This window comes from Limnohabitans simekii (SeqCode) (assembly GCF_965234735.1).
In the GTDB taxonomy this organism is placed as follows: domain Bacteria; phylum Pseudomonadota; class Gammaproteobacteria; order Burkholderiales; family Burkholderiaceae_C; genus Limnohabitans; species Limnohabitans simekii.
This window is the reverse complement of sequence record NZ_OZ248546.1, coordinates 80,146-100,176: the sequence shown is the minus strand read 5'-3', so window position 1 is coordinate 100,176 and position 20,031 is coordinate 80,146. Positions and strand designations below refer to the sequence as shown.

Sequence of the window (20,031 nt, the reverse complement as noted above, 5' to 3'; positions counted from 1 at the left end):
GAAATATCGAGCAGGATCATCCTATGAGAGCCAATGCAAATATGTCAATCGGGTAAATAGTTAGCTAGGCCCTGACAAATTGAAACTTAATTGAGTGTTTCCGCACATTTGGCGCATATGCAGGCTTTTCCTTTGGCTGCAGCGGGCACTTGATCCATCACTGCAGGTGTAAACACGGCGTCCATGCACCAGCAGCGCTCAGGCTTTGTGCCAGTAGCTTTGGCCTTTTCCATGGCGCAAACATTAGGCTCTTGACAGATAGGGCAGCGGGTTGGGTCAATGGTGTTCATAAGTCCTAAGCCTATCAGCTTAGACGGGTGCTTTCAATCCAGGATTTCGCAGACGTTGCAAAGCTTGCTGTGTTCGTTGTGTCTTTTGTCGCAAGCGTTCTTGCTTGACAGCGTCCTTGGCTCTTTTACTGGCGGCGCTGAGTTGATCAATTCTCAGTTGACCGGGTGTTTTGGGTTTGATCAATTCAAAGATTCGCATATTTCTATTTATGACCCAATCAAAAGAAGGGACTGCATATGCCCGAATTTTGCTAAATAAATGTATGAAAAGGAGACCAGAGATGAGATTTACAGAGATAGCCGATCCAGAAGATCAACTGGCACTTTGGCGTTTGATATCTGACAACGGTTGGTCTGCTGTTGCTGCACAGGCAAAGGAGTTAGCCAGACAAAAAGCCCAAGCTGCTGCAACCCCAAAGATAAAGAAAATCAAGCCTAAGAAGGCCCCACCCAAGCCAGCTCAACCCCCAAAGCCAAAACCACCAACCCCCAAGCCACCCCCACCTAAAAGTCCGGTGCCTCAGCAGGCTAGAGCAGTGACCCCCAGTCGGCCCCCACCACTACCCAGCTCACAACCAGTGCTGAGACCCACGCACAGCAGTAGTTTTAGCCAGGCAGATCTTCATGGGTTGCAGCAGGGAATGCAGGCAGCGCCACAAAGTTTCACCCCACAAAATCCCTTCTAAAGGGTCAAAAGCGTGGTTTTTAGGCAGAAAACATAGTGCTTTTTTGAACCGTAATCGCGGTCATGACAGGCATAGCGCAAATGGTCTCCCATTGGCGGTAATAATTTCTGAATGGAAATTTCTTTCGACTCGCTGGATACACCAGCCCTGACCAAGGCCCATCTTTCAGAAATGCTGCACGAGCAGTTGGGCTTGAATAAGCGAGAGGCCAAGGACTATATTGAGGCCTTCTTTGAGGTTATCGCTGCTGAACTGGTTGAAGGGCAGGATGTCAAGATTTCAGGCTTTGGCAACTTTGAGATTCGTTCCAAGGCTGGACGACCAGGGCGTAATCCACGTACTGGCGAGCCTGTACCAATCCCACCTAAACGAGTTGTTACTTTCAAGGCCAGCGCAATGCTCAAAGACCAGATCAACTCTGGCATTGAGCAATGAGGGTCTGGTTCTGCTATCCAGCAGCATGCCTAGAGGAAAGAAACGATTTCTCCATGTTGTTCATAGCTGCCAAGATGGCTAGCTCTCGAACAATGGGCGCTCCCTGATCGTTGAAGAGATCTAACCCTTGATCAGGCAGCATGAACGTGTGTTCTAGGTCCAACCAGTCCTTGGGCGGCCATTGACCTGTTGAGACTGCTTGATCAAGTCCTGCTTGCTGCGATTCAGTCCATCTAGGTTTTGCAGTGACTTTGGCTTTAGATGGAAACTTTCCAATTTCCACATTGGAAATTAGACTCAATGCAGAAGCATTGTTGCGGCTTTGATCAGTTCGCATGCTGCTGCGCTTGGCTTTTGCAGTTTTGGGTGAATCGTAAATGGTTGTTACATGTTCTGGGGTAGCTTTGAGTTGCTTGCCCATTTCGTAGCTCTTCCACTTATGTATTGGATTGCTACTTTGGCTTTGCTCAACACAGAGTTTCAACGCCCAGGTGCAGTAGGCTGGAATTAGTTTGCGCAAAGTTCTTGGGTCTGTGTAAATCAACTGGTACTTGGCATCTTGGTCATAGTGTGCGCCTCGAACATTGGCGATCTTGAAAACCGCCTCAACAGCTGCCAGCATTTTCTTTCTATCAAGATCCAAGGGAATTGCGATGCAGATCTTGCCTTTATGCGGATGAACTAGATCTTTGCGTTTCAACACCAACATTCCACTGGCTAGATATTCCACAAAATCCATCTCAACTTGGGGTGAATCGAATAACCCAGAGCCTCGGTCTTGCCACCAATGCATCAGCGAGTTGTATTCAAAGACGTCGCCAAAGTCCTGCCAGACCTTGACCAAGCGACTGTCCAAGCAATTGCCTTTTTGTTGGCAGATCCACCAATAGTCTTTGCTGCATCTAAGAAACGCCACCCACCAAAAGTGCAGGCTTGAAGAAATTAACTGTGAGGTACGCAAGGCCATATTCGGGGTATCCATGACGGTCTCCGGTTTAGTTAATGGCCTCTCAAATTATCAAATTCATCAAAAAACTGTTACAGAAGAATCCTTAGGCAGTTCTGTAACGCATTTCTCTCCTAATCTCGGTTTTCGCAGTGCATGTCGCCTGCGAAGTCCCGAATTTCCTAGGAGAAATGCCATGCAACTTTCAAACGGCGCTATCAAAACCATCGCACCACCACCCGCCCTGATGAACCAACTTGCTACACAAGAACTCGAGGGCGTGGATCTCGAGACATTTGATTTGAGTGCTTTTGTGTCAACAGGAATTACCAAAGACAAATCCACTGACAAGGCAGTGTTGTCGCCTGAAGTTCAAAACTTCATGAAAGAAAGCGAGGAGTTGTTCAAACTGGGTGAGAAGTTTGAAGTCGAAGTCGTGGAGCGTGGACACCAGGCCTTGTATGAACTCTTGGCATCAATCTACAGTCTTTCGCTGCGGATTGAGGAAAGCCCACATAAGGAAAAGATTGTGGAAGCCATTCGCACCGATCTCAAAAATAACCACCAAATAAACATTCAAGCCAACAGCACACCTATTGCGGCCATGGTTAGGTTTGTGGTTCGCACTGACAAAACCAATGCAACTCGCTACACCAAGGTTTTGACAGTGGCCAGAGATGAAAACCAATCGGTGTTGGATTTGCCTGCCTACATCACTCGTCGCGGTGGTATCAGTCAGGCACAAGAATTGGAATCAGTGGCCTTGTCCAAGAAAGCGGGAGATAAGAGCACCAAAGAGCGTACTGCTTTGATCCGGGAATTTTTTCAACTCACAGGTATGACATCCAAGACAAGTTTTCAGTTCAGCGGTGAAGTCAATGTCCACACCGAGCCCAAAGAAAACGAAACAGATTCATCTAGCTTTTGCGTGTTTGTGGCGCACCATGTGACTGGGGACCAGTACAAGATGATCTCTGCCAACGATCTAGGCAAATCATGGGAAGACAACTTAGTCAAATATTTGGGCAAAAAAATGCCCAGCAACCTGTATTTGCTTGAGCGTGGTGTCCGTAATTACAAGCGCAGTATTTCCTTGGATCCCACTCAGCCAGAGAGTCTGCGCAAGGAGATGGAACGCCAATTGGCAATCCCGATGAAGTACAAGCAGACTGAAGTCATTGAGATGGATGACACTGACGAAGCTCCTTACTAATTTCAGTCCGTCAACCAGTCAAGGCCCAATAAATTGAACATGAGATGGCGATTCAATGAGCGTGGGTCTTGGCTGATCTTTGTAGCTACTGCAACAGTTATTCAACAGGAGACAAACAAATGACCAAATACATTGTGATTGAAAGAAGCACGGATTCCCCTGTGATCAGCGCCAGTGGCAGTGATGAGGAGACGGTTTGCGAGATAGCCACAACGTTGATGCGCAGCCCCTGGCCCGCTGATTCGCTCATGGCTGTGGCCGAGACTTCTGCTATTTCCACTTTTAGCGCACTTAAAAACCAAGCCCTGTGTTCCTTGGAAGTCACGCAGCAGACCTTGAACACTTGGCGCAGGGATGTGGGCCATATCCGTAGCGCTTTGAGAGGCCTTGATGCTGCCAAGAACCGAGCCGAATCCTTACTCGAAAGTGCGCTTGAGGATTTGGATGAGGCCTATGGCAGCAGTGATGCCTTTGATGGCTATGTGCCCAGTGATGACATCAGCGTCTACGGAGTGCTGGATGACTTGGGGGTCAGTGAGGTTGAGAGTTCTTTCGATCGTGCCCTGCGTGACATGTACAAATTCAAACATATTCAGACTCAACATGCTTAAAGGGACAAGAGGATATGGAACAAGCTCAACTCTTCAAGCGGCTCTATGACATGAGCATGGATGAGATCAATCTGTTTATTGATTCAGATGAACCAATTGAAAAAGCCTTATACAAATTGGACATCGCGGCAAGAACACGTCACATCATCCATGCTGTTCAATTAGAGGATCTTTGGCAGGCCTTGGACGAACAAACCGAAACCTACGATCTGTATCTTTCCATGCGCCTTGCACCCATGACACTGCAGTCTTGCTACCACTTAAACCACGACATGAATAATTTGGAGTGGCGGTTTGTTTTCCCAACTTACAAAGCAATTCCACACGATGCCAAGCCCAATAACTTTGGTGAATACCTTGCATTGAACAAGAATGTGCAGATCATTGATATCGAGAAATACGATATTGATATTGCCTGTGCATTTTTGGACAAAGCCTATGACTTCACACCACACAAGCTCAGGCAGGCCTCTAGACCAATTAATCCGCGCCAGCAGGGTGGCGTTAGCCAGTAAGGCCGATAAAAGTTAGTTGCTTCTCAAGTTCAATGCAGGCCATTTGAGCTGCCATGGGGTTCTTGCCTGCATTGATGGATACGGTGTAATTTTCACCAGCAGTGGTGATATGAACTTTCACCGTGCCAGCTTTGCTTTTAAATTGGTAGGCGACATCTGCCCGTGGTAGATGTTCCCGTTCATTAACAACCAAACTGATCTTGTGTTTGCCAATGTCTTGCAGGCGCTGGTTTAACTCCCAGGCTCCTGCAACTTGGGCTTTGTAGTCTGCGATGGCTTCCTTGACCACGGTCATGGTGCCAGCAGCCCCAACTTTGGCAATGATGGCTAGTTCGCCACTCAAGTCTTCTTTCTGCACCAACCTCAGTCTGATTCGTTCATAGTAGTCAACCGCAATCAAAGAAGCCTTCATCTTGGTGATAGCGTTCTCTGCATAGCGCTCAAAATACTGGGTTAGGAGTTCAGACATTTTGTATTTTCAATGCAAGGTGTTTGTGGTGCTGCCACCATTGCGCCTGTCATCGGCAGTTCTAGTGATGATGGAGTTGATTTCCTTTTGGGCAATATCGGCAATTTGAGTCAATTTATGCATCAATTCGCGCATGATCAATTCTGTATCGTTAGGATTTGATGGAATATCAACCACTCCCGCAAACATAGCAGCCAAGTCCTCTAGATCATCCAAGCCAGTGTTTATCTCAGGCGGCAAGCGCATTTTGTCCTGACCTTGAAAGAACCCGGCGATGAAATGATCAATTTCTTGATGCTTGACCTGAGCAAAGCGATTGATTTCTTTGTGGTTGTACTTGCCCACAAATTCAGTGAGCAAAAAGGGCTGCTCAGGATCACAATGAGCAGACAACTGATTCCATAGTCCCATTGCAAATACCTGCATGAGTTCATTGACTGCTTCTATGTTTTTGACTGGTGGCAGTGCGCCATTCCACAGTGATTTGAGTTCTTGCATGGGATTGACCTGATCAATGGGACTTGCAATAGCTCCCATGAACTGAGCTCTGACTTCGTGTAATTCATACTTACATTTATATTTTGTAAGTAAGCGCCGTACATCAGCATGCAAAGCATTGATGGGTATGGTGGACTTGGGTACAGATTTCATTGGCATGGCTGTTGTTTGTAGGACGATTCTTCAGTCGTGAGGGCAGGTCGGGTTAGTTAATTGTTCAAAAGGGGTTTAGGCTGACTTTCGACGCTGAGCTTTGAGCCGGTTCTCAAAGTCATCGGTCAATTCAGGGCTTTGTGCAATCAGGGGCATGACAAGACCTGTACCCATCTGCACCAAGTTCAGGATGTTGTTGTTAGCCATCTGTGCACTCATGATGGCTCTAATCTGTGCAGCTTCACCACTGGTGGCATTGGGGTCCACAACGCCAGCGAACTGCTTGGCTTTCATCAGTGGAGTCAAGTGGCTGTAGTGCTTGGTGATCATCAGTACTGATGTGCCCATCTGCTCAGCTAAGTCGTGAATGGGAATTCCTTCAAGCAAACGCTGGGTGGCGTAGTAGTGCCGCAGGCTGTACAGGCTCCGCTCTTTGCCAGTCACAGGGCAATTGAGTAATTCAGATTCCTCAAGCCACTGGCGAAAGGGTTTGTTCCAGTTATCTGGCACAGAGCCATCCGATAGGCGGAACAGCAGCTTGGGGACTTTTTTCTTTAAAACTTCCTCAAGCGTCATGTGGTTCAAGTCCGGACTGAGCTGACGTAGGCGCTCTAGCAGCAGCCAACAACTGTTGTGGGCTACAAAGTTACGTGCGCCGCGTTTGCCGCGCTGTAGACGGAAATGCAGGATGGGCTGCCCATCGCGAACTTCTACATCAATGTGTCGCCACTCAAGGTATTCAGCTTCAGTGCCTGGGCGCATGCCAGTTGCAGCCATGAAGGGTACATAGATAGCCAGCAGCTCACGGATGACTTTGGTGCGAGCAGTCCGCCCATCTGCAATGAACTTGGCGGCGTACTTCATCATGGTTTCCAGCTCTTCGTGGCTGAACTCCGCACGACGGTCACTCTCAGCACCAGTGTTCTTGGTCAGTGGGCGTTCATAGGCTGTCATGTACCCACGTTCAACAGCTTCATCAAAGATAAGGTTCAGCGCAGCGTTGTGGTTGTTCTGAGCACTGCCTGAGAGTTCGCGTCCTACCTTGTCACGCCGCCACACATGGAATTCTGAGATCACAGAGGGTTTGATGCCGTCCACGTTGTAGGCACCGTAGAAGGGGATGAGGTACAGCTTGATGGCAGACACATAGTCACGGGCGCTGGGCTTGGCAGTACCGGCAGCAATCTCTGCTTCAAGGCGATGCAAGACAACCTCAGCCACAGGCTTGAACTTCCTGCTGATGACTGGGCGACCCTCCTCAAGATCGAAAGTGGCTTTCATCCACATACGCTCGGCAATCTTGGCAGCTTCCTTGACGTTGGCTGTATCAGTGCTGCGGCGGAACCAAGTTTTTAAATTCTCCAGCTTGTAGTGTGCTTGCCACTTTTTACTGTCGTCACGGCGCACCAGCCTAATTAGCTCAGGCTTGACTACGATTGTTTCGTTGCCGGGTGTGCGCATGAACACACTTTAATATCAAAAAACAAGTAGTGCAACCAGCGGCAGGGCAATGAATTCGTGTAATAACCGTGTAATTAATACTTTAGATTAAAATCAAGTTGTAAGTGCTTGATTTTAAAGGGGTTTTGGCTCCTCGACCTGGGCTCGAACCAGGGACCTACGGATTAACAGTCCGGCGCTCTACCGACTGAGCTATCGAGGAATGTATTCGGTTTTTTCTAGCAAGAAACATGCTTGAGGGGTGTCACCTGTATGGGTTGACTCCCGCATATTTCGTTGATGAAACATTGTAGCAAATAATTTATGGAACCTTGAATTTGCTGAGTTTTCAGTTCAAAAAGCAACATCAATTTTGACCTAATTTCCTGTGCAATCTTCGATGGATAAAGGGTTCGACTCCGAGTCCAGTATCCAATTTTTGGAATAGCCCCAATAGGTCTCGTCGGGGCTATTTCCAGGGTTCTTAGATCAGAACCTTGCGAATCACCTCAAGCTTTTGTTCCAATGAATAACCAACTGTTCCATACACAGCAAAGTCAGATTGACCGCGCCCATGTCCAGTGATGCTTTCAGCCAAGGGCAGTGGAATGTCATTGCAAGCTTTAAGCCGGTCAATGAATGCATGCCTGAACATGTGGCTTCTGAAGTTGAGTGGCTTCAGGTTCTTGTTCAGAATGGCTGAGCATGAGCAACCACCAAACTCCTTGGCGTACTGAGGCAACAGCCAGGGTGAGTTTTTGCGCTGTGCGCGGCTGTGCAACTCTTTGGCGGCTTCAAGTGATATACCCAAGAGGGGTACAGCCCGGATGCTTGCTCTGGTCTTGCGGTCAGATAACTCGTTCTTTCTGATCCACAGGTGCGGAATGTCATGGTCCAAAACCAAATCCTCCAGTCTTGCAAGCGTGGGCTCAGAGATTCGAAATCCTGTATTGAGTTGAATCAGCCCCACCATACTGGCTGGAGTGGGGTGGGCAATCAGAAATGCCTTGACCTCATGCATCAGTTCCTTGGTGATGTTTGGGATAGGTCTGGTGTTTTCACCTTCTCCTCGAATCTGCAGACCTCTGAATGGGCTGAGCCTGTCAATATCCAAATGCTTGAATGCCATGTTGATCATGGCGTTGAGGATGTTGTTGTGCTTTCGAACGCTGTTGGGATGAAGGCCTTCAGCCAAACGGTGATCTCGGTACTGGGTGATGTGCCAATGTCTTAGTTCATCCAAGTACATGTCGCCAAACTGCGCCACAAAGCGTTTGAAGTACTGATTGGCATTGAGTTTGAATTTGCGTCTGTGGGCTGAGGTGTTCTCAGTCATGTAGATTTCAAACGCATCCGACAACTTGGGGCGTTGCTTGCTGTTGAAATCTTGAAGGTGTTTGATCAGCAACTCCTTGATCAAGTCCTCATCAACATCGATACCGCTGACGTTGATGCGCCTTGTGATCTGGGTGTTGAGATAAGTTCGTGGTGCAATTTGAATTTCATTTGTCATGTGATTCTTAAAAGGTGCACAGCCTAAGCAAATGCAGCAGTTCAGTGGACTTCACATGAATTTAGCTTCAGCACCACGGTTTGGGAAACCGCTTCGGTGAGTGTCCCGAAGCATTGGACGGATTCTCAAGCTGCTTGGAAAAACAGAAATTCAATAAGTACTCAAATCAAAGTTTTGGGCAATGAAAGCCGACTTTGTTTTGGGTCGTTAAGAGGAGGGTGCCATCCGCAGAAAACAGGTTTTCAAATCTTCAGTTGCAATATGCAACTTCCCATAATGTGAGAAGCCTACAAAGAATTCGTGTAATAACCGTGTAATTGATTCTTTAGGTTAATTATTGGATATAAATCGTTGATTTGTATGGGTTTTTAGGGGGTGTTTTTTAGTAAGAAACTGTTTCTGCGGAGTTAACAGAAATCCAGGCTCGTCAAAAACCATTATAAATCAATGACTTACATGCGTTTTTATTAAACGTGTAATATTTCGTGTAATAACCCCAAAAGTTACATAATGTAACTTTCCAGCCAAAACATGCAAATTTGCGTTCAGCGCTGTCATTTTACAAGTGAAAGTTAGACGCTAGGCTTGGGGCTCCGACCAGTTAGAGTAAAAGTTGGGATCTACACGCGGGGCTCGAACTTGATGATTTGAACAGCATCGGAAGTGAAAACCGTGTCATAAGTCGTGCGATTGGTTTGCAGTTCGTAGGCTGGTAGGCGACTATCTATCGCAAACCATTTGAAGACGGACACCCTGACGTTCACCAAAGGCATTCGCATTCATGACACTGATCCAAACATTTTGCCTTTATGCTCTTACCGCTTGCGCAGAGATTCTTGGTTGCTACTTGCCGTATTTATGGCTTAAGAAAAGTGCGTCTCCATGGTGGTTGATCGTTGCCGCAGCAAGTTTGTCTTTGTTCGTTTGGCTGCTGACGCTGCATCCTCATCCCGCTGGACGTGTGTATGCCGCCTACGGTGGGGTGTACATCGCTGTTTCAGTCTTGTGGCTATGGTTAGTTGATGGCGTGTTGCCTGATCGTTGGGACTTGGTAGGCGCATCACTCGTGCTTGCCGGAGTGGCTGTGATTTATTTTGCACCGCGCAACGTGTCGCTTTGACTCAGTATGTGCTTTCGAGTGTCTAGGCGATAAGCGCTGCCCCCGCTTCTCAGAGTCATGCTCAAAACTCTCCAAACGAACCATTCCCAATGACAGCTTGGCATGGCAGGTGCTTCCAGAACATCAGAGCAACAAGTGCTACAAAGACCATCCAAAGTCTTGCGGAGTAAAGATGGTACTTGTCCAGACAGGTTGAAGCAATCCCGCCAATGACAATCAGTCACGGCGGATGGCCTCAGAGCATCAAAGCAAAGTGATGTCTTTGATCAAACGAGAACGCAGTGCGCGCTGTTTGAGTTGATCCACTGAGTCATTCGTCCACTGATGCGAAGATTTGCCCCAAAAATAATCAGTACCCGTAATTCCCAACAACCGAACTTCTCCCTTCGTACCTGAAATTGTTCGGTCAAACGTTTTACCTCCAACATTGAAAGTGATTTGATGAGTCCCCTCTTTTAATCGCAGGCGAATCATGGAGTTTGGAACAGTCTCCATCGCTGCGCCACCATCCACAGAAATGTCCAACGGATGATGTCCGTCGTCCCTATAACGCAAGACGTAAACCGTTAGAGCTTCTGGCACTGAGGCAAACGACTTTGCTTCATCATCTTTGGCAATGCTGGGTGCAGGATCTTTTGTGCAGTAAGCATTTCTTCCTGAATGCGTATGGCAATATGGCTTCTCAGCCATTCGATCAACGGGTGTAGCGCAACCTGCGATGCCAAGTACGCAAGCTGAGACGACGTTTATTTTAATAGTCCAAATTTTCATGATATTTTCTCAAAATTGATCCACCATTTGTGGCAAAAAAATTAAGTTGTAAACGCCTCATTTCAGTACAAAACGTGCAGAAGTAGTTTTCCCAGCTGTACTTAATTGAGCAACAACCTTTGTCCCAGGAGCTACCTTGAAGCTACCTTTGGCTTCAAGCTTGTCGCCTGTTGGTTTCAACTCAACTTCTTGCTTGTCAGCGCCAGAAAGCAGTGTGACTTTTGCCGTCGTTTTACTCACGTCAACGGGTTTGCCATGGTCACGCACGAACAACTGCAGCACATCAGGTTTGGCGACCAGTTCGTAGTCAACATCCTTGACGGTGGTCAAAACACCCCCTTGCATGGGTTTGTGATCTGTATCGTGTGGCCCTGCCCATGCGAGTCCGCTGAGGAAAAGTGACGATGTGATCAAGAGCGTATGGAATTTCATGAGATGTCCTTTTGAGGTTTTGGTTGAGGTTGAAGAAACGAATGAATGGTCAGAATGCTTCAGCATCTTTGTCTTGCAAAAGCGCCTCGGCAGGTTTGCGGCCAAAGAGCCAAAACATGGCAGGCGTCAGAAAGGTGTCGAGCAGCGTCGAGCTGATCAAGCCCGAGAAAATCACCACGGCGACCGGGTGCAAAATTTCGGTGCCGGGGCGTTCGGCCTCGAAGAGCAAGGGTGCCAATGCGAAGGCGGTCACCAAGGCTGTCATCAACACCGGGCTCAAACGTTCCATCGAACCGCGCAAGATCATGGACTTGGTGAAGGACTCTCCTTCAAAGCGCATGAGGTTGATGTAATGGCTGACTTTCAAAATGCCGTTTCGCACCGAAATGCCAGCTAACGTGATGAACCCGACCAAGGCGGCCACCGACAAGGGCTGACCTGACAACCACAGACCCAACACAGCACCCACAAGCGCCAAGGGAATGTTCACCATGATCAAGGCAGACAAAACGGTGGACTTGTAGCGGCTGTAAAGCACCACAAACATCAACACCACAGAGACCACCGAGAGCAAAGAGATCAGGCGTGAGGCTTCTTCTTGCGCCTGAAACTGTCCTCCAAGGGTGATGAAGTAGCCCTCTGGCAATCGAGAATCCGCCGTCACTTTGCGTATGTCGGCCACAACTTCTGACAATGGGCGGCCCGAAGCGTTGGCAGAAATCACGATACGCCGCTTGCCATTGTCCCGACTGATTTGGTTGGGACCATCGGCGTCCTCAATCGTTGCGATTTTGGACAGTGGAATTCTGCCCGAGGGTGTTTCGATCAACACCTGGCCCAAGCCTTCCAGCGATCGTGCGGATTCTGGTAAGCGCACGACCAGCGCAAAGCGGCGACCTCCCTCCATGATTTGCGTGACACGTTCACCTTCCACCAGGGTCTGCAGTGTAGAAAGTACTTGCGCGCCAGACAGTCCGTATTGCGCTGCTGCGGCATAGTCCAACCGAACCTTGATCTGTGGCGCAAGAACTTGTTTTTCGATTTGCAGGTCGGCCATACCCTCGATGCCTGACAGCCGTGAGCGCAGCGCATCGGCTTGACCGCGCAGCACGTCCAGGTCTTCGCCAAAGATCTTGATGGCGATTTGTGAGCGCACCCCAGACAGCATGTGGTCGATGCGGTGTGAGATCGGTTGCCCCACCTCAATCGAAGCAGGCAGGTTGACCAAGCGTGCACGGATGTCGGCACGGACCTCATCCATTGAGCGCCTCAACTCGCCTGAGGGTTTGATGCCCACGTCCAATTCGCTGACATGAACGCCTTCGGCATGCTCATCGAGTTCAGCACGTCCGCTGCGCCTGCCCACATGCAGAACTTCGGGCACCTGCTTGACCAGCACTTCGGCCTGGCGTGCCAGGTCAGATGACTCTGTCAATGTGACGCCCGGGTTCAGTCGTATGCCCACCAGCAAGGTGCCTTCATTGAATGGTGGCAAGAAGGTGGTCGGAAAAAACGGAACAGCCGCCGCTGCAAACACTACCGCCACACATGCACTGGTTATCGCCATGCGTGGCTTGTCCAGCACTTTTTGCAAACTTCCTTTGTAGCCTTGCTTGAGCCATGCCAGCACTTTGGTGTCGCCATGGTCCAGGTTTTTCATGCCCGGCAAGAGGTAGTAGCTCAGCACCGGCGTCATCGTTACCGACACCAGCAAAGAGGCCAGTGTCGAGATGATGAAGGCAATGCCCAGCGGAACAAATAACTTGCCTTCCAGGCCCGGCAAAGCGAAAAGCGGAAGGAAGACCAGCACGATGATCACCGTCGCATAGAGGATCGCCGAGCGGACTTCCATGGACGCCTTGGCCACGAGCGCGAGCAGCGACAGGCGCTGGCTTGGGTCTTTGGCGCGGTCTTCTTTCATGCGCCGCAAGATGTTTTCCACATCCACCACGGCATCGTCCACCAGTCCGCCAATGGCAATCGCCAGCCCTCCAAGCGTCATGGTGTTGATCGACAAGCCAAAATACTTGAACACCAGTGCCGTGATGAAGATGGACACTGGGATGGCGGTGAGCGCGATGATGGTGGGGCGAACCGTACCCAAGAAGAAGAAAAGGATCGCGGCCACAAACAGCGACGCACCGATCAACTTGCCTTGCAGCGTCGAGATAGAAGCCTCAATGAAGCTGGCTTGTCGGAAGGTCACACGGGGTGCCTCCATACCCGCAGGAAGGGATGCCTTGAGATCCCCAATCGCTTCTTCAATCGACTGTGTCAAACGCGTCGTGTCAGCGGTTGGCTGCTTTTGAACGCCCAGAATCACGGCTGGCTTGCCTTCAAAGCCTGCATCCCCACGTTTGATGGCTGCGGCAAAAGTGACCTCAGCGATCTGGCGCAACAAGATGGGCTGACCGTTCTTGGCGGTAATGGCCAGATTGCGCAAGTCCTCCAGGCGGGAAGTGCGACCAAGATTTCGAATCAGGTACTCGCGCCCGTTGAGCTCCAGAAATCCCCCTGAGGTGTTGGCCGAAAACCCGCGCAACGCCGACTCCAACTGGTCCAAGGAGATACCCAAGTCCGACAGGCGCGCTGTGTTGGGCTGCACCTGAAACTGGCGCACTTCGCCGCCAATGGGGATGATCTGTGCGACGCCGGGGATGGCCAGGAGTCGAGGCCGGAGCACCCAGTCGGCGTACTCACGCACGGCCATAGGGGAGATCTTCTGCGGATCGACAGGAATAGCGATCTGCATGATCTCACCCATGATGGAGCTGATCGGCCCCATCCGTGGTATTACCCCGGCAGCCAAACCTTCTTCCATGGACGAGAGGCGTTCAGACACCAGTTGGCGTGCCCGAAAAATCTCCGTGTCCCAGTTGAAGGTGACATACAAAAAGGACAGGCCAGCAGAAGAGGTCGAACGAACCGATTCGACCCCAGGCAAGCCATTCATGGCCGTCTCCAGAGGAAAGGTAATCAGTTGCTCGACCTCTTCAGGCGCCATGCCACCCGCCTCGGTCATGATCGTCACAGTAGGTTTGTTGAGATCGGGAAAGACATCGACTGGCGTTCGAGACAATGTGAATGCCCCGTAAGCCATCAATACGGCACCCGCTATCAACACCAGAAGCCGGTTGGTCAAGCTATTTTCGAGAAGCCACTTGAACATATCGTGACCCCTTTACCGGACTTGATTGATGAGCGTGGCACCTTGGGTCGCCACACGATCGCCAGACTTCAAGCCCGAGATCACCGTGACACGCGCGCCATCAAGGGGCTCGAACGTCACCGTGCGGGGTTCAAACTGCTCAGCTGCAGACTTGACCCACACCACGTTCTGATTGGCAGCGTTTTTCATCAGTGCCGACTGGGGGACCGCAATACCCTGTGTCTTTTGCTTGGACTGCACATAGACTTTGACAGGCTGTCCAACGGCCAGACCTAGTAGTTCCGGGCTTTGCACTTGGAAGTTAAGCGGGAGCGCTTGCTCGCGCAAACTGCGCGCTGCACCCATGAAAACCAGTGGCGTGCGCTGGTCGCCGACAGCCAGTGAGGCACTGCCGATGTTGTTGGTCAGTGCGCTATCAAAAGCCAAGGCTTCGATGCGCAGTCGCCTAGGGTCGACAATTTCGAAAATTAATTCACGCGTGTCCACCACTTGACCTGCCACGACATGCGCCGAGGCAATCACGCCAGAAACTGGCGCGACCAGTGCTTCCTTGCTGTTCAGGCCGCCACCGACGGCCGACATGCGTTCGGTCAGGCTGAGCACGTCGCTCTCTGCGGCTTCCACTTCCTTGCGCGGCACCGTGTCCGATAACTCGCGCAAACGTGCCAAACGCTTTTCAGCAAGCGCTTTAGCCGCGCGAAATTCGGCCAATTGAGTCAACTGACCTGCACGCTCTAGGGGGGCGAACGCAGGGACGACGTAGGCCAATACCTGTCCTTTATTCACGGTTTGCCCTGCGTTGGGCAGGCCATTAGGGCCGGGTTCTATGCGTCCGGCGTTGATGGGCTGGACTTTCCCCCCTGCGTTGGGGTCCATCAGCACCCGACCATTGAGTTCAAAGGCGCGTGGCAGCTCGGTGGTTTCCACCACAAGAGTGCGCACATTCAGTTGGCGTTGGGCTGGCTTAGGCAAAAAAACGCTGCCATCGGCCATGCGCTGTGGACCATTGGTATTGGCCATCGTAGGCGCAGCCCCGTGGTCATGGCCTTCGCCCGCGTACGTAGGCAGCGCAGCACCTGCAAGGGTCAAAGCTGCAGCCATTGCCGTCAAGTGGTGTGGTTTAAAAGTATTGATTTTTTTCATGCTGGTGGCTCCTTAAGCCGTACGAGCTTGTTGACGAAAGCGAACGATCGCGCCCAGCGCCATCAGTGCGAATAAACCCGCGCCGATCCACAGGGCGATACTTTTCCAGGAAGAGCGATGGCTAAGTACATCTTTGTTCTCATGCAAATCGAGCTCGGTAGCCAACAGGTCATTCAGATCACCGGCCTGAATGGTTGCAGTGATGGCAATGACGCCAGGTTTGAGCGTGTCCTTAAGGATGACTTCGTATTCACCTACGCCATGTTTTTCAGCTTTGTATTTGCTGCCTTCGATGTCAATGTCAATTTGAGCGTCATTGACGGGACTGTTGTCTTTAAAACGGTCCAGGTAAATCGTCAGCTGCTTGCCATTGACGATGCCAACCATTTCCAGATCCTCTGAAACCGCGACGAAACGCGGCAGTGCTGTGCCCTGTGCTTGTGGAGCAGCTTCTCCATGGTCGTGACCCGCACCGGCAATGGCCATGGGACTAAGCAGTGTGAAAATTAGCGCCAAGAGAGTGGCGGCTGCTGAATGAATTAAATTCATGGTGTTCCTTGAAATTTTGAGGGGTGTCAGCATCACTCGGGCAGCAAGCCCAAGGACTGCCGCAATGCCGAAATGGCGGAGGCTAGGTCAATTCGGCTTCGAGCGGCTTGTCGCGCGGCCTCTGCAGCCTCGGCCTCAATGCGCAAGCGTGTGGGCAGATCTGTCTCGCCCAGCCTGAACGACTTGTCGAAAAAACCTCGGGACTCGTTGGCCAGCATTGCTCGTCGTTGCGCGGCGACGAGTTGGGTTTTCACAGCCTCTAGGCGAGAAGCAGCGCCTCTTTGATCAGCTTGAATTTGGTCCCTCTCAAGGATCAGCTTTGACTGCACTTCAATAGCCTCTGCCTGTGCCGTCGCGATACGAGCGTCATACCTGGGCCCTGAACCAAACGGCACTCGAATGCCGATGAGCACAGTCTGGCCATAGCGGTCTCCAAATGCCCCACGACCGCGCGTTGTGGCCACCGTGAGTTCCGGGTTGGATCGCTTCTGGGTGCTGATCAGCTGAGCCGTCCGCTCGGCCATCGTGATGCGGTCCTCCAGTTCAGCCAACAAGGGATGACCAACCGATATAACCGAACTGGGGGTCGGTTCAGCTGCAGCGTTGACTGTCAAGTCAGCCTGAGCCGTTCTGCCTGTCAGCGACATCACTTGTGCCAAGGCTGCGGCAGAGGCCGCTTGAGCTTGGGCGGCATGCGCCTGGGCCGCAGCTAGAGCGCCTTCGGCTTGATGCCGGTCCGACTTGGCCAGATCACCCGCGCTGGTACGTTTAGCAACATCAGCGGCGAGGCGTTGCGAATTGGCCAGTTGTTCGCTCGCCAGTTCAGCATCGATGCGAGCTCGCAACCAGCCCCACCAAGCATCCCTGACGGAAGCGGCGAGCCGCAGTTGTGAGGCGAGCAGCTTGCGCTCAACCAACGAGATTTCAGCCTGCGCCAGATCGGCACTGGCCGTGCGTTGCCCGGGTAGCCAAATGGGAATGGCAATTCCCACCTCGGTTTCACGCGAACCGTTGTTGCCAGTCATCTGGTCCGATCGCTGACTGATATCCAGCGATGGTGGCTCGGGAGACAGCATCAATGCGGCTTTAGCCTGGGCCTGGGCTGCATCGCGACGCGATTGAAGCGCGTGCGCCTCGGGCTGCCTTTGCCACGCCGTATCGAAAACATTTTTCAAGGACACCGAGCCACTCAACGCGGCGGCGGATGTGCCTTGTGCTTGGGCCGTCAGCACCAAGCCACTCAGGGTCATGACCGACAGCGCGATTCGAATCGATATCGATCTTTTTTTGTACAAACTCATAGCTCATCTCCAATGGTGAAAACATCCAAGGAGATCAGCGAGCAGCGACAACACGTCGCTAGGCGATGAGGCAAAACGCAAAAAGCGTCATGCTCACTCGCGCACAGGGGATTCGAAAAGAGGTGGAGAAACCCGAGACTCGCCGATCAGGCAAGCACAGGCCAATTAGGCCGCTCAGGGCGTTCTCTTGAAAGCTGAGAAACAATCACCTGAGGGTGAAGTGGATGATCGTCAGAGACCGCTGCTGAGATCGTGTTCAGGTAGTTGACCAGAGCAGCTGCACAACCCATATGGCAAGTGGCACAGTCATGGTCCACGCCCGCCGATTGGGGTGAGTTTTTGCTGGACTCTTGCTGGTCAACTGACGCATGGTCATGGGTGTGGTGACCAGGGTGCGTGGCATTCACACTGGTTTCGTGCTCGCAATAGCTTGCCATTGCTGCCCAGCTGTATTGCAAGGGCAACAGAACTAGCAGGAAGATTGCTAAGAACTTTCTCATTGATTTTATTTTAAAGATTTAGTCCTTCATCGTGAAGGTTTGTTCAATTGCCCTCATGGATGCTCCGGTTTATTACAAAAAATTCAAATGTTGAATTTTATTGATTGCATATCAGTCGAGCATGAATCAACTTGAAGAACGAAATTTCATTTAACTTAGTTAAGAGCCCACAGAACCCCTGATTAACAGTCCGGCGCTCTTCCGACTGAGCTATCGAGGAATTTACAAAAAAGATTGTAGCAAAATTATTTTGTGGCTCTCAATTTGCCGCCTTTTCAGCGACAAAAGCCAAATTGTTCCTGGTGCCTTTTCCCTTGAAGCTTCGATGAATGAAGGGGTTGACATGGCTATTGTGGGTGGCAGGGGCTAGTCACGCTTGATGAGCTTGGCAACGAATGCTTTGACGTGCCTTAAAAAATCTTTGCCTAGAAAAATCAAGCTTAAAAAAAAAGCCACTTCGCCAGCAATCACCAATCCTGTCGTCCAAGCAGCCATCATGGCGATTGATAAATCTGTCCATGCAAGTACAGCAATAGCGCCCCATGCCACGAATGACAAAACGAGGAGAAAGTAGCCGATTGTTTTTTTCATCTGCTTCAGATTGGATTTGGACACGACCATTTGTGATTCGAACTTTACTCATGCTTTCTGATCCTTCATCACATCGATGACGCTTTGTAGACAGTTTTGCAAATAGAGTTCCCCCTCTCGCGTGCCATGCCTGGATTTTTGGTCATGGTTTTGTCACATAGTTCCAATATCATTGAAATATGGAAGATAAAATCGTGATCAAAGCACTGGCCGCACTGGCCCAGCCAAACCGGCTGCAAATATTCCGTTCACTGGTGGTCACAGGCCCCGACGGCCTGACGCCTGCCTTGCTGGCAGACAGCTTGGGGATTCCTGCAAACACACTGTCGTTTCACCTCAAAGAGTTGATGAACGCCGATTTGATTTCCCAAGAACGCAGTGGCCGCAACCTGATTTACCGCGCCCAATACGACCACATGAATGCGGTGCTGGCTTACTTAACGCAAAACTGTTGTCAGGGCGAGGTCTGTGAAGTCAGCCCCGACGACATTTGCAAAACCTGTTGATTTAAAGGAACCCGCATGACCGATACCCCACCACTGAACGTGCTTTTTTTATGCACCCACAATTCAGCCCGCAGCATCTTGGCCGAGGCCTTGTTGAACCACATCGGGCGCGGCAAATTCAAAGCGTTTTCGGCAGGCAGCAGTCCGAAAGACAACCAGCAACCCAACCCCATGGCCCTGGCCACCTTGCAAAAAGCCAACATTTCAATCGAAGGCTTGAGCAGTAAAAGCTGGGACGTGTTTGCAGAACCGAACGCGCCGCACATGGACCTGGTCATCACCGTGTGCGACAACGCCGCAGGCGAGGTCTGTCCCTATTGGCCCGGTCAACCGGCCACCGCGCACTGGGGCTATGCCGACCCTTCCGCAGGCGAGGGCAGTGACGACGAAAAAATGGAAGCGTTCAAACAAACCTTGCATCTGATCAAGCGCCGATTGGACATCTTCACCAGCCTGCCGATGACCAGTTTGAACAAAATGGCTTTGGAAAAAACAGCACGCGACCTGGCAAAACAATGATCCATTGGCAACGCTACTTCGCTGAATTGATCGGTACGGCTGCACTGCTGTGCGCGGTGATTGGCTCGGGCATCATGGCCGAGCAACTGGCTGGCGGCAACATGGCCGTGGCCTTGTTGGCCAACACCTTTGCCACTGTGTTTGCCTTGTATGTGCTGATTGAAACCTTGGGCCCGGTCAGTGGCGCACATTTCAATCCCGTGGTGTCTTTGGTGATGGCTTGGCGCAAAGACTTGGCGCGTCATCATTTGCTGGGCTATGTGTTGGCGCAACTCATGGGTGCGGCTTTGGGGGCGTGGTTGGCCCATGCGATGTTCGAGCTTGAAATACTGCAATGGTCAGTGAAGGTGCGAACCGGCCCCGCACAATGGTTGGCTGAAGCCGTGGCCACTGCCGGTTTGTTGTTCGTGGTCTTGCGTGCACCCGCTGGCAAAGCCTCGGCAATGGTGGCTTGTTATATTGGCGCGGCATATTGGTTCACAGCCAGCACCTCGTTTGCCAACCCTGCTGCTGCCTTCGGGCGCATGTTCTCCAATACCTTTGCGGGCATTTCACCAGCCGATGTGCCTGCATTCATGTTGGCTGAGTTGGTTGGTGGCCTCTTGGGCTGGGGCTTGCACCGTTTGCTTTTGTCCAAACACGATCAACACCATCACTGACG

Annotated in this window: 21 protein-coding genes and 1 tRNA gene; 8 read left to right on the top strand and 14 right to left on the bottom strand. The window is 51.0% G+C overall.

The annotated features are described in order from the left end of the window. Positions 1 to 86 precede the first annotated feature (86 nt). Positions 87 to 290 (bottom strand): cysteine-rich CWC family protein, encoded by a 204-nt coding sequence (locus AC8GFP_RS13325; protein ID WP_506613985.1) that lies wholly within the window; start codon positions 288 to 290, stop codon positions 87 to 89. A gap of 797 nt (positions 291 to 1,087) precedes the next feature. On the opposite strand from AC8GFP_RS13325, the gene AC8GFP_RS13320 reads away from it, so the two are divergent. Continuing rightward, positions 1,088 to 1,411, top strand: coding sequence for an integration host factor subunit alpha (locus AC8GFP_RS13320; protein WP_506613983.1), 324 nt, complete (start codon positions 1,088 to 1,090; stop codon positions 1,409 to 1,411). 13 nt (positions 1,412 to 1,424) lie between these two features. Here the strand turns inward: AC8GFP_RS13320 and AC8GFP_RS13315 are convergent, their stop codons facing one another. Then, entirely contained in the window at positions 1,425 to 2,393 is a 969-nt protein-coding gene (locus AC8GFP_RS13315) for a hypothetical protein (RefSeq protein WP_506613981.1), read from the bottom strand. A 160-nt stretch (positions 2,394 to 2,553) separates the two neighbouring features. Here AC8GFP_RS13315 and AC8GFP_RS13310 point away from each other — a divergent pair, with 160 nt between their 5' ends. The 3 genes from AC8GFP_RS13310 (at position 2,554) to AC8GFP_RS13300 (ending at position 4,696) form a co-directional block, all read left to right on the top strand. Further along, a complete protein-coding gene (locus AC8GFP_RS13310; protein ID WP_506613979.1) occupies positions 2,554 to 3,570 on the top strand; it encodes a hypothetical protein in 1,017 nt (338 codons plus the stop codon). A 68-nt stretch (positions 3,571 to 3,638) separates the two neighbouring features. Then, positions 3,639 to 4,181, top strand: a complete 543-nt coding sequence (locus AC8GFP_RS13305) for a hypothetical protein (RefSeq protein ID WP_506613977.1) — start codon at positions 3,639 to 3,641, stop codon at positions 4,179 to 4,181. 56 nt (positions 4,182 to 4,237) lie between these two features. Then, a complete protein-coding gene (locus AC8GFP_RS13300; protein WP_506613975.1) occupies positions 4,238 to 4,696 on the top strand; it encodes a hypothetical protein in 459 nt (152 codons plus the stop codon). Here the strand turns inward: AC8GFP_RS13300 and AC8GFP_RS13295 are convergent. The 5 genes from AC8GFP_RS13295 to AC8GFP_RS13275 form a co-directional block, all read right to left on the bottom strand. Further along, positions 4,686 to 5,165: a hypothetical protein gene (locus tag AC8GFP_RS13295; protein ID WP_506613973.1), complete on the bottom strand. Its 480-nt coding sequence runs from the start codon at positions 5,163 to 5,165 to the stop codon at positions 4,686 to 4,688. The genes AC8GFP_RS13300 and AC8GFP_RS13295 overlap by 11 nt on opposite strands. Positions 5,166 to 5,174: 9 nt before the next feature. Further along, entirely contained in the window at positions 5,175 to 5,816 is a 642-nt protein-coding gene (locus AC8GFP_RS13290) for a hypothetical protein (protein WP_506613971.1), read from the bottom strand. A 75-nt stretch (positions 5,817 to 5,891) separates the two neighbouring features. Continuing rightward, positions 5,892 to 7,277, bottom strand: a complete 1,386-nt coding sequence (locus AC8GFP_RS13285; RefSeq protein WP_506613969.1) for a tyrosine-type recombinase/integrase — start codon at positions 7,275 to 7,277, stop codon at positions 5,892 to 5,894. Positions 7,278 to 7,403: 126 nt separating this feature from the next. Further along, positions 7,404 to 7,479, bottom strand: a tRNA-Asn gene (locus AC8GFP_RS13280). Between the two features lie 261 nt (positions 7,480 to 7,740). Next, the gene (locus AC8GFP_RS13275; RefSeq protein ID WP_506613967.1) at positions 7,741 to 8,769 is read right to left on the bottom strand and encodes a tyrosine-type recombinase/integrase; all 1,029 of its coding nucleotides are present in this window, start codon (positions 8,767 to 8,769) and stop codon (positions 7,741 to 7,743) included. Positions 8,770 to 9,550: 781 nt separating this feature from the next. Between AC8GFP_RS13275 and AC8GFP_RS13270 the strand changes: the two genes are divergently transcribed. After that, on the top strand, positions 9,551 to 9,889 hold the full coding sequence (locus AC8GFP_RS13270; RefSeq protein WP_506613965.1) for a YnfA family protein: 339 nt from the start codon (positions 9,551 to 9,553) through the stop codon (positions 9,887 to 9,889). Positions 9,890 to 10,132: 243 nt separating this feature from the next. Here AC8GFP_RS13270 and AC8GFP_RS13265 read toward each other — a convergent pair whose 3' ends face one another. From AC8GFP_RS13265 to AC8GFP_RS13235, 7 genes are all read right to left on the bottom strand, one after another. Beyond that, positions 10,133 to 10,660: a hypothetical protein gene (locus AC8GFP_RS13265; RefSeq protein ID WP_506613964.1), complete on the bottom strand. Its 528-nt coding sequence runs from the start codon at positions 10,658 to 10,660 to the stop codon at positions 10,133 to 10,135. A gap of 57 nt (positions 10,661 to 10,717) precedes the next feature. Further along, the gene (locus tag AC8GFP_RS13260; RefSeq protein ID WP_506613962.1) at positions 10,718 to 11,092 is read right to left on the bottom strand and encodes a hypothetical protein; all 375 of its coding nucleotides are present in this window, start codon (positions 11,090 to 11,092) and stop codon (positions 10,718 to 10,720) included. Positions 11,093 to 11,141: 49 nt separating this feature from the next. After that, positions 11,142 to 14,261: an efflux RND transporter permease subunit gene (locus AC8GFP_RS13255; protein WP_506613960.1), complete on the bottom strand. Its 3,120-nt coding sequence runs from the start codon at positions 14,259 to 14,261 to the stop codon at positions 11,142 to 11,144. A gap of 12 nt (positions 14,262 to 14,273) precedes the next feature. After that, positions 14,274 to 15,362 (bottom strand): efflux RND transporter periplasmic adaptor subunit, encoded by a 1,089-nt coding sequence (locus AC8GFP_RS13250; RefSeq protein ID WP_506613958.1) that lies wholly within the window; start codon positions 15,360 to 15,362, stop codon positions 14,274 to 14,276. 54 nt (positions 15,363 to 15,416) lie between these two features. Next, entirely contained in the window at positions 15,417 to 15,953 is a 537-nt protein-coding gene (locus tag AC8GFP_RS13245) for a hypothetical protein (protein WP_506613956.1), read from the bottom strand. Positions 15,954 to 15,985: 32 nt separating this feature from the next. After that, the gene (locus AC8GFP_RS13240; protein ID WP_506613954.1) at positions 15,986 to 17,254 is read right to left on the bottom strand and encodes a TolC family protein; all 1,269 of its coding nucleotides are present in this window, start codon (positions 17,252 to 17,254) and stop codon (positions 15,986 to 15,988) included. Positions 17,255 to 18,120: 866 nt separating this feature from the next. Continuing rightward, positions 18,121 to 18,345, bottom strand: coding sequence for a transporter suffix domain-containing protein (locus AC8GFP_RS13235; protein WP_506613952.1), 225 nt, complete (start codon positions 18,343 to 18,345; stop codon positions 18,121 to 18,123). Positions 18,346 to 18,524: 179 nt separating this feature from the next. Here AC8GFP_RS13235 and AC8GFP_RS13230 point away from each other — a divergent pair, with 179 nt between their 5' ends. Genes AC8GFP_RS13230 through AC8GFP_RS13220 form a run of 3 tightly spaced genes read left to right on the top strand, consistent with a single transcriptional unit; the run spans position 18,525 to position 20,029 of the window. Beyond that, complete coding sequence (locus AC8GFP_RS13230) at positions 18,525 to 18,851, top strand: ArsR/SmtB family transcription factor (RefSeq protein WP_506613950.1); 327 nt, start codon at positions 18,525 to 18,527, stop codon at positions 18,849 to 18,851. A gap of 15 nt (positions 18,852 to 18,866) precedes the next feature. Continuing rightward, a complete protein-coding gene (locus AC8GFP_RS13225) occupies positions 18,867 to 19,370 on the top strand; it encodes an arsenate reductase ArsC (protein ID WP_506613948.1) in 504 nt (167 codons plus the stop codon). After that, complete coding sequence (locus tag AC8GFP_RS13220; RefSeq protein ID WP_506613946.1) at positions 19,367 to 20,029, top strand: aquaporin; 663 nt, start codon at positions 19,367 to 19,369, stop codon at positions 20,027 to 20,029. The genes AC8GFP_RS13225 and AC8GFP_RS13220 overlap by 4 nt, the downstream gene beginning before the upstream one ends. The last annotated feature ends 2 nt before the right edge of the window (positions 20,030 to 20,031 follow it).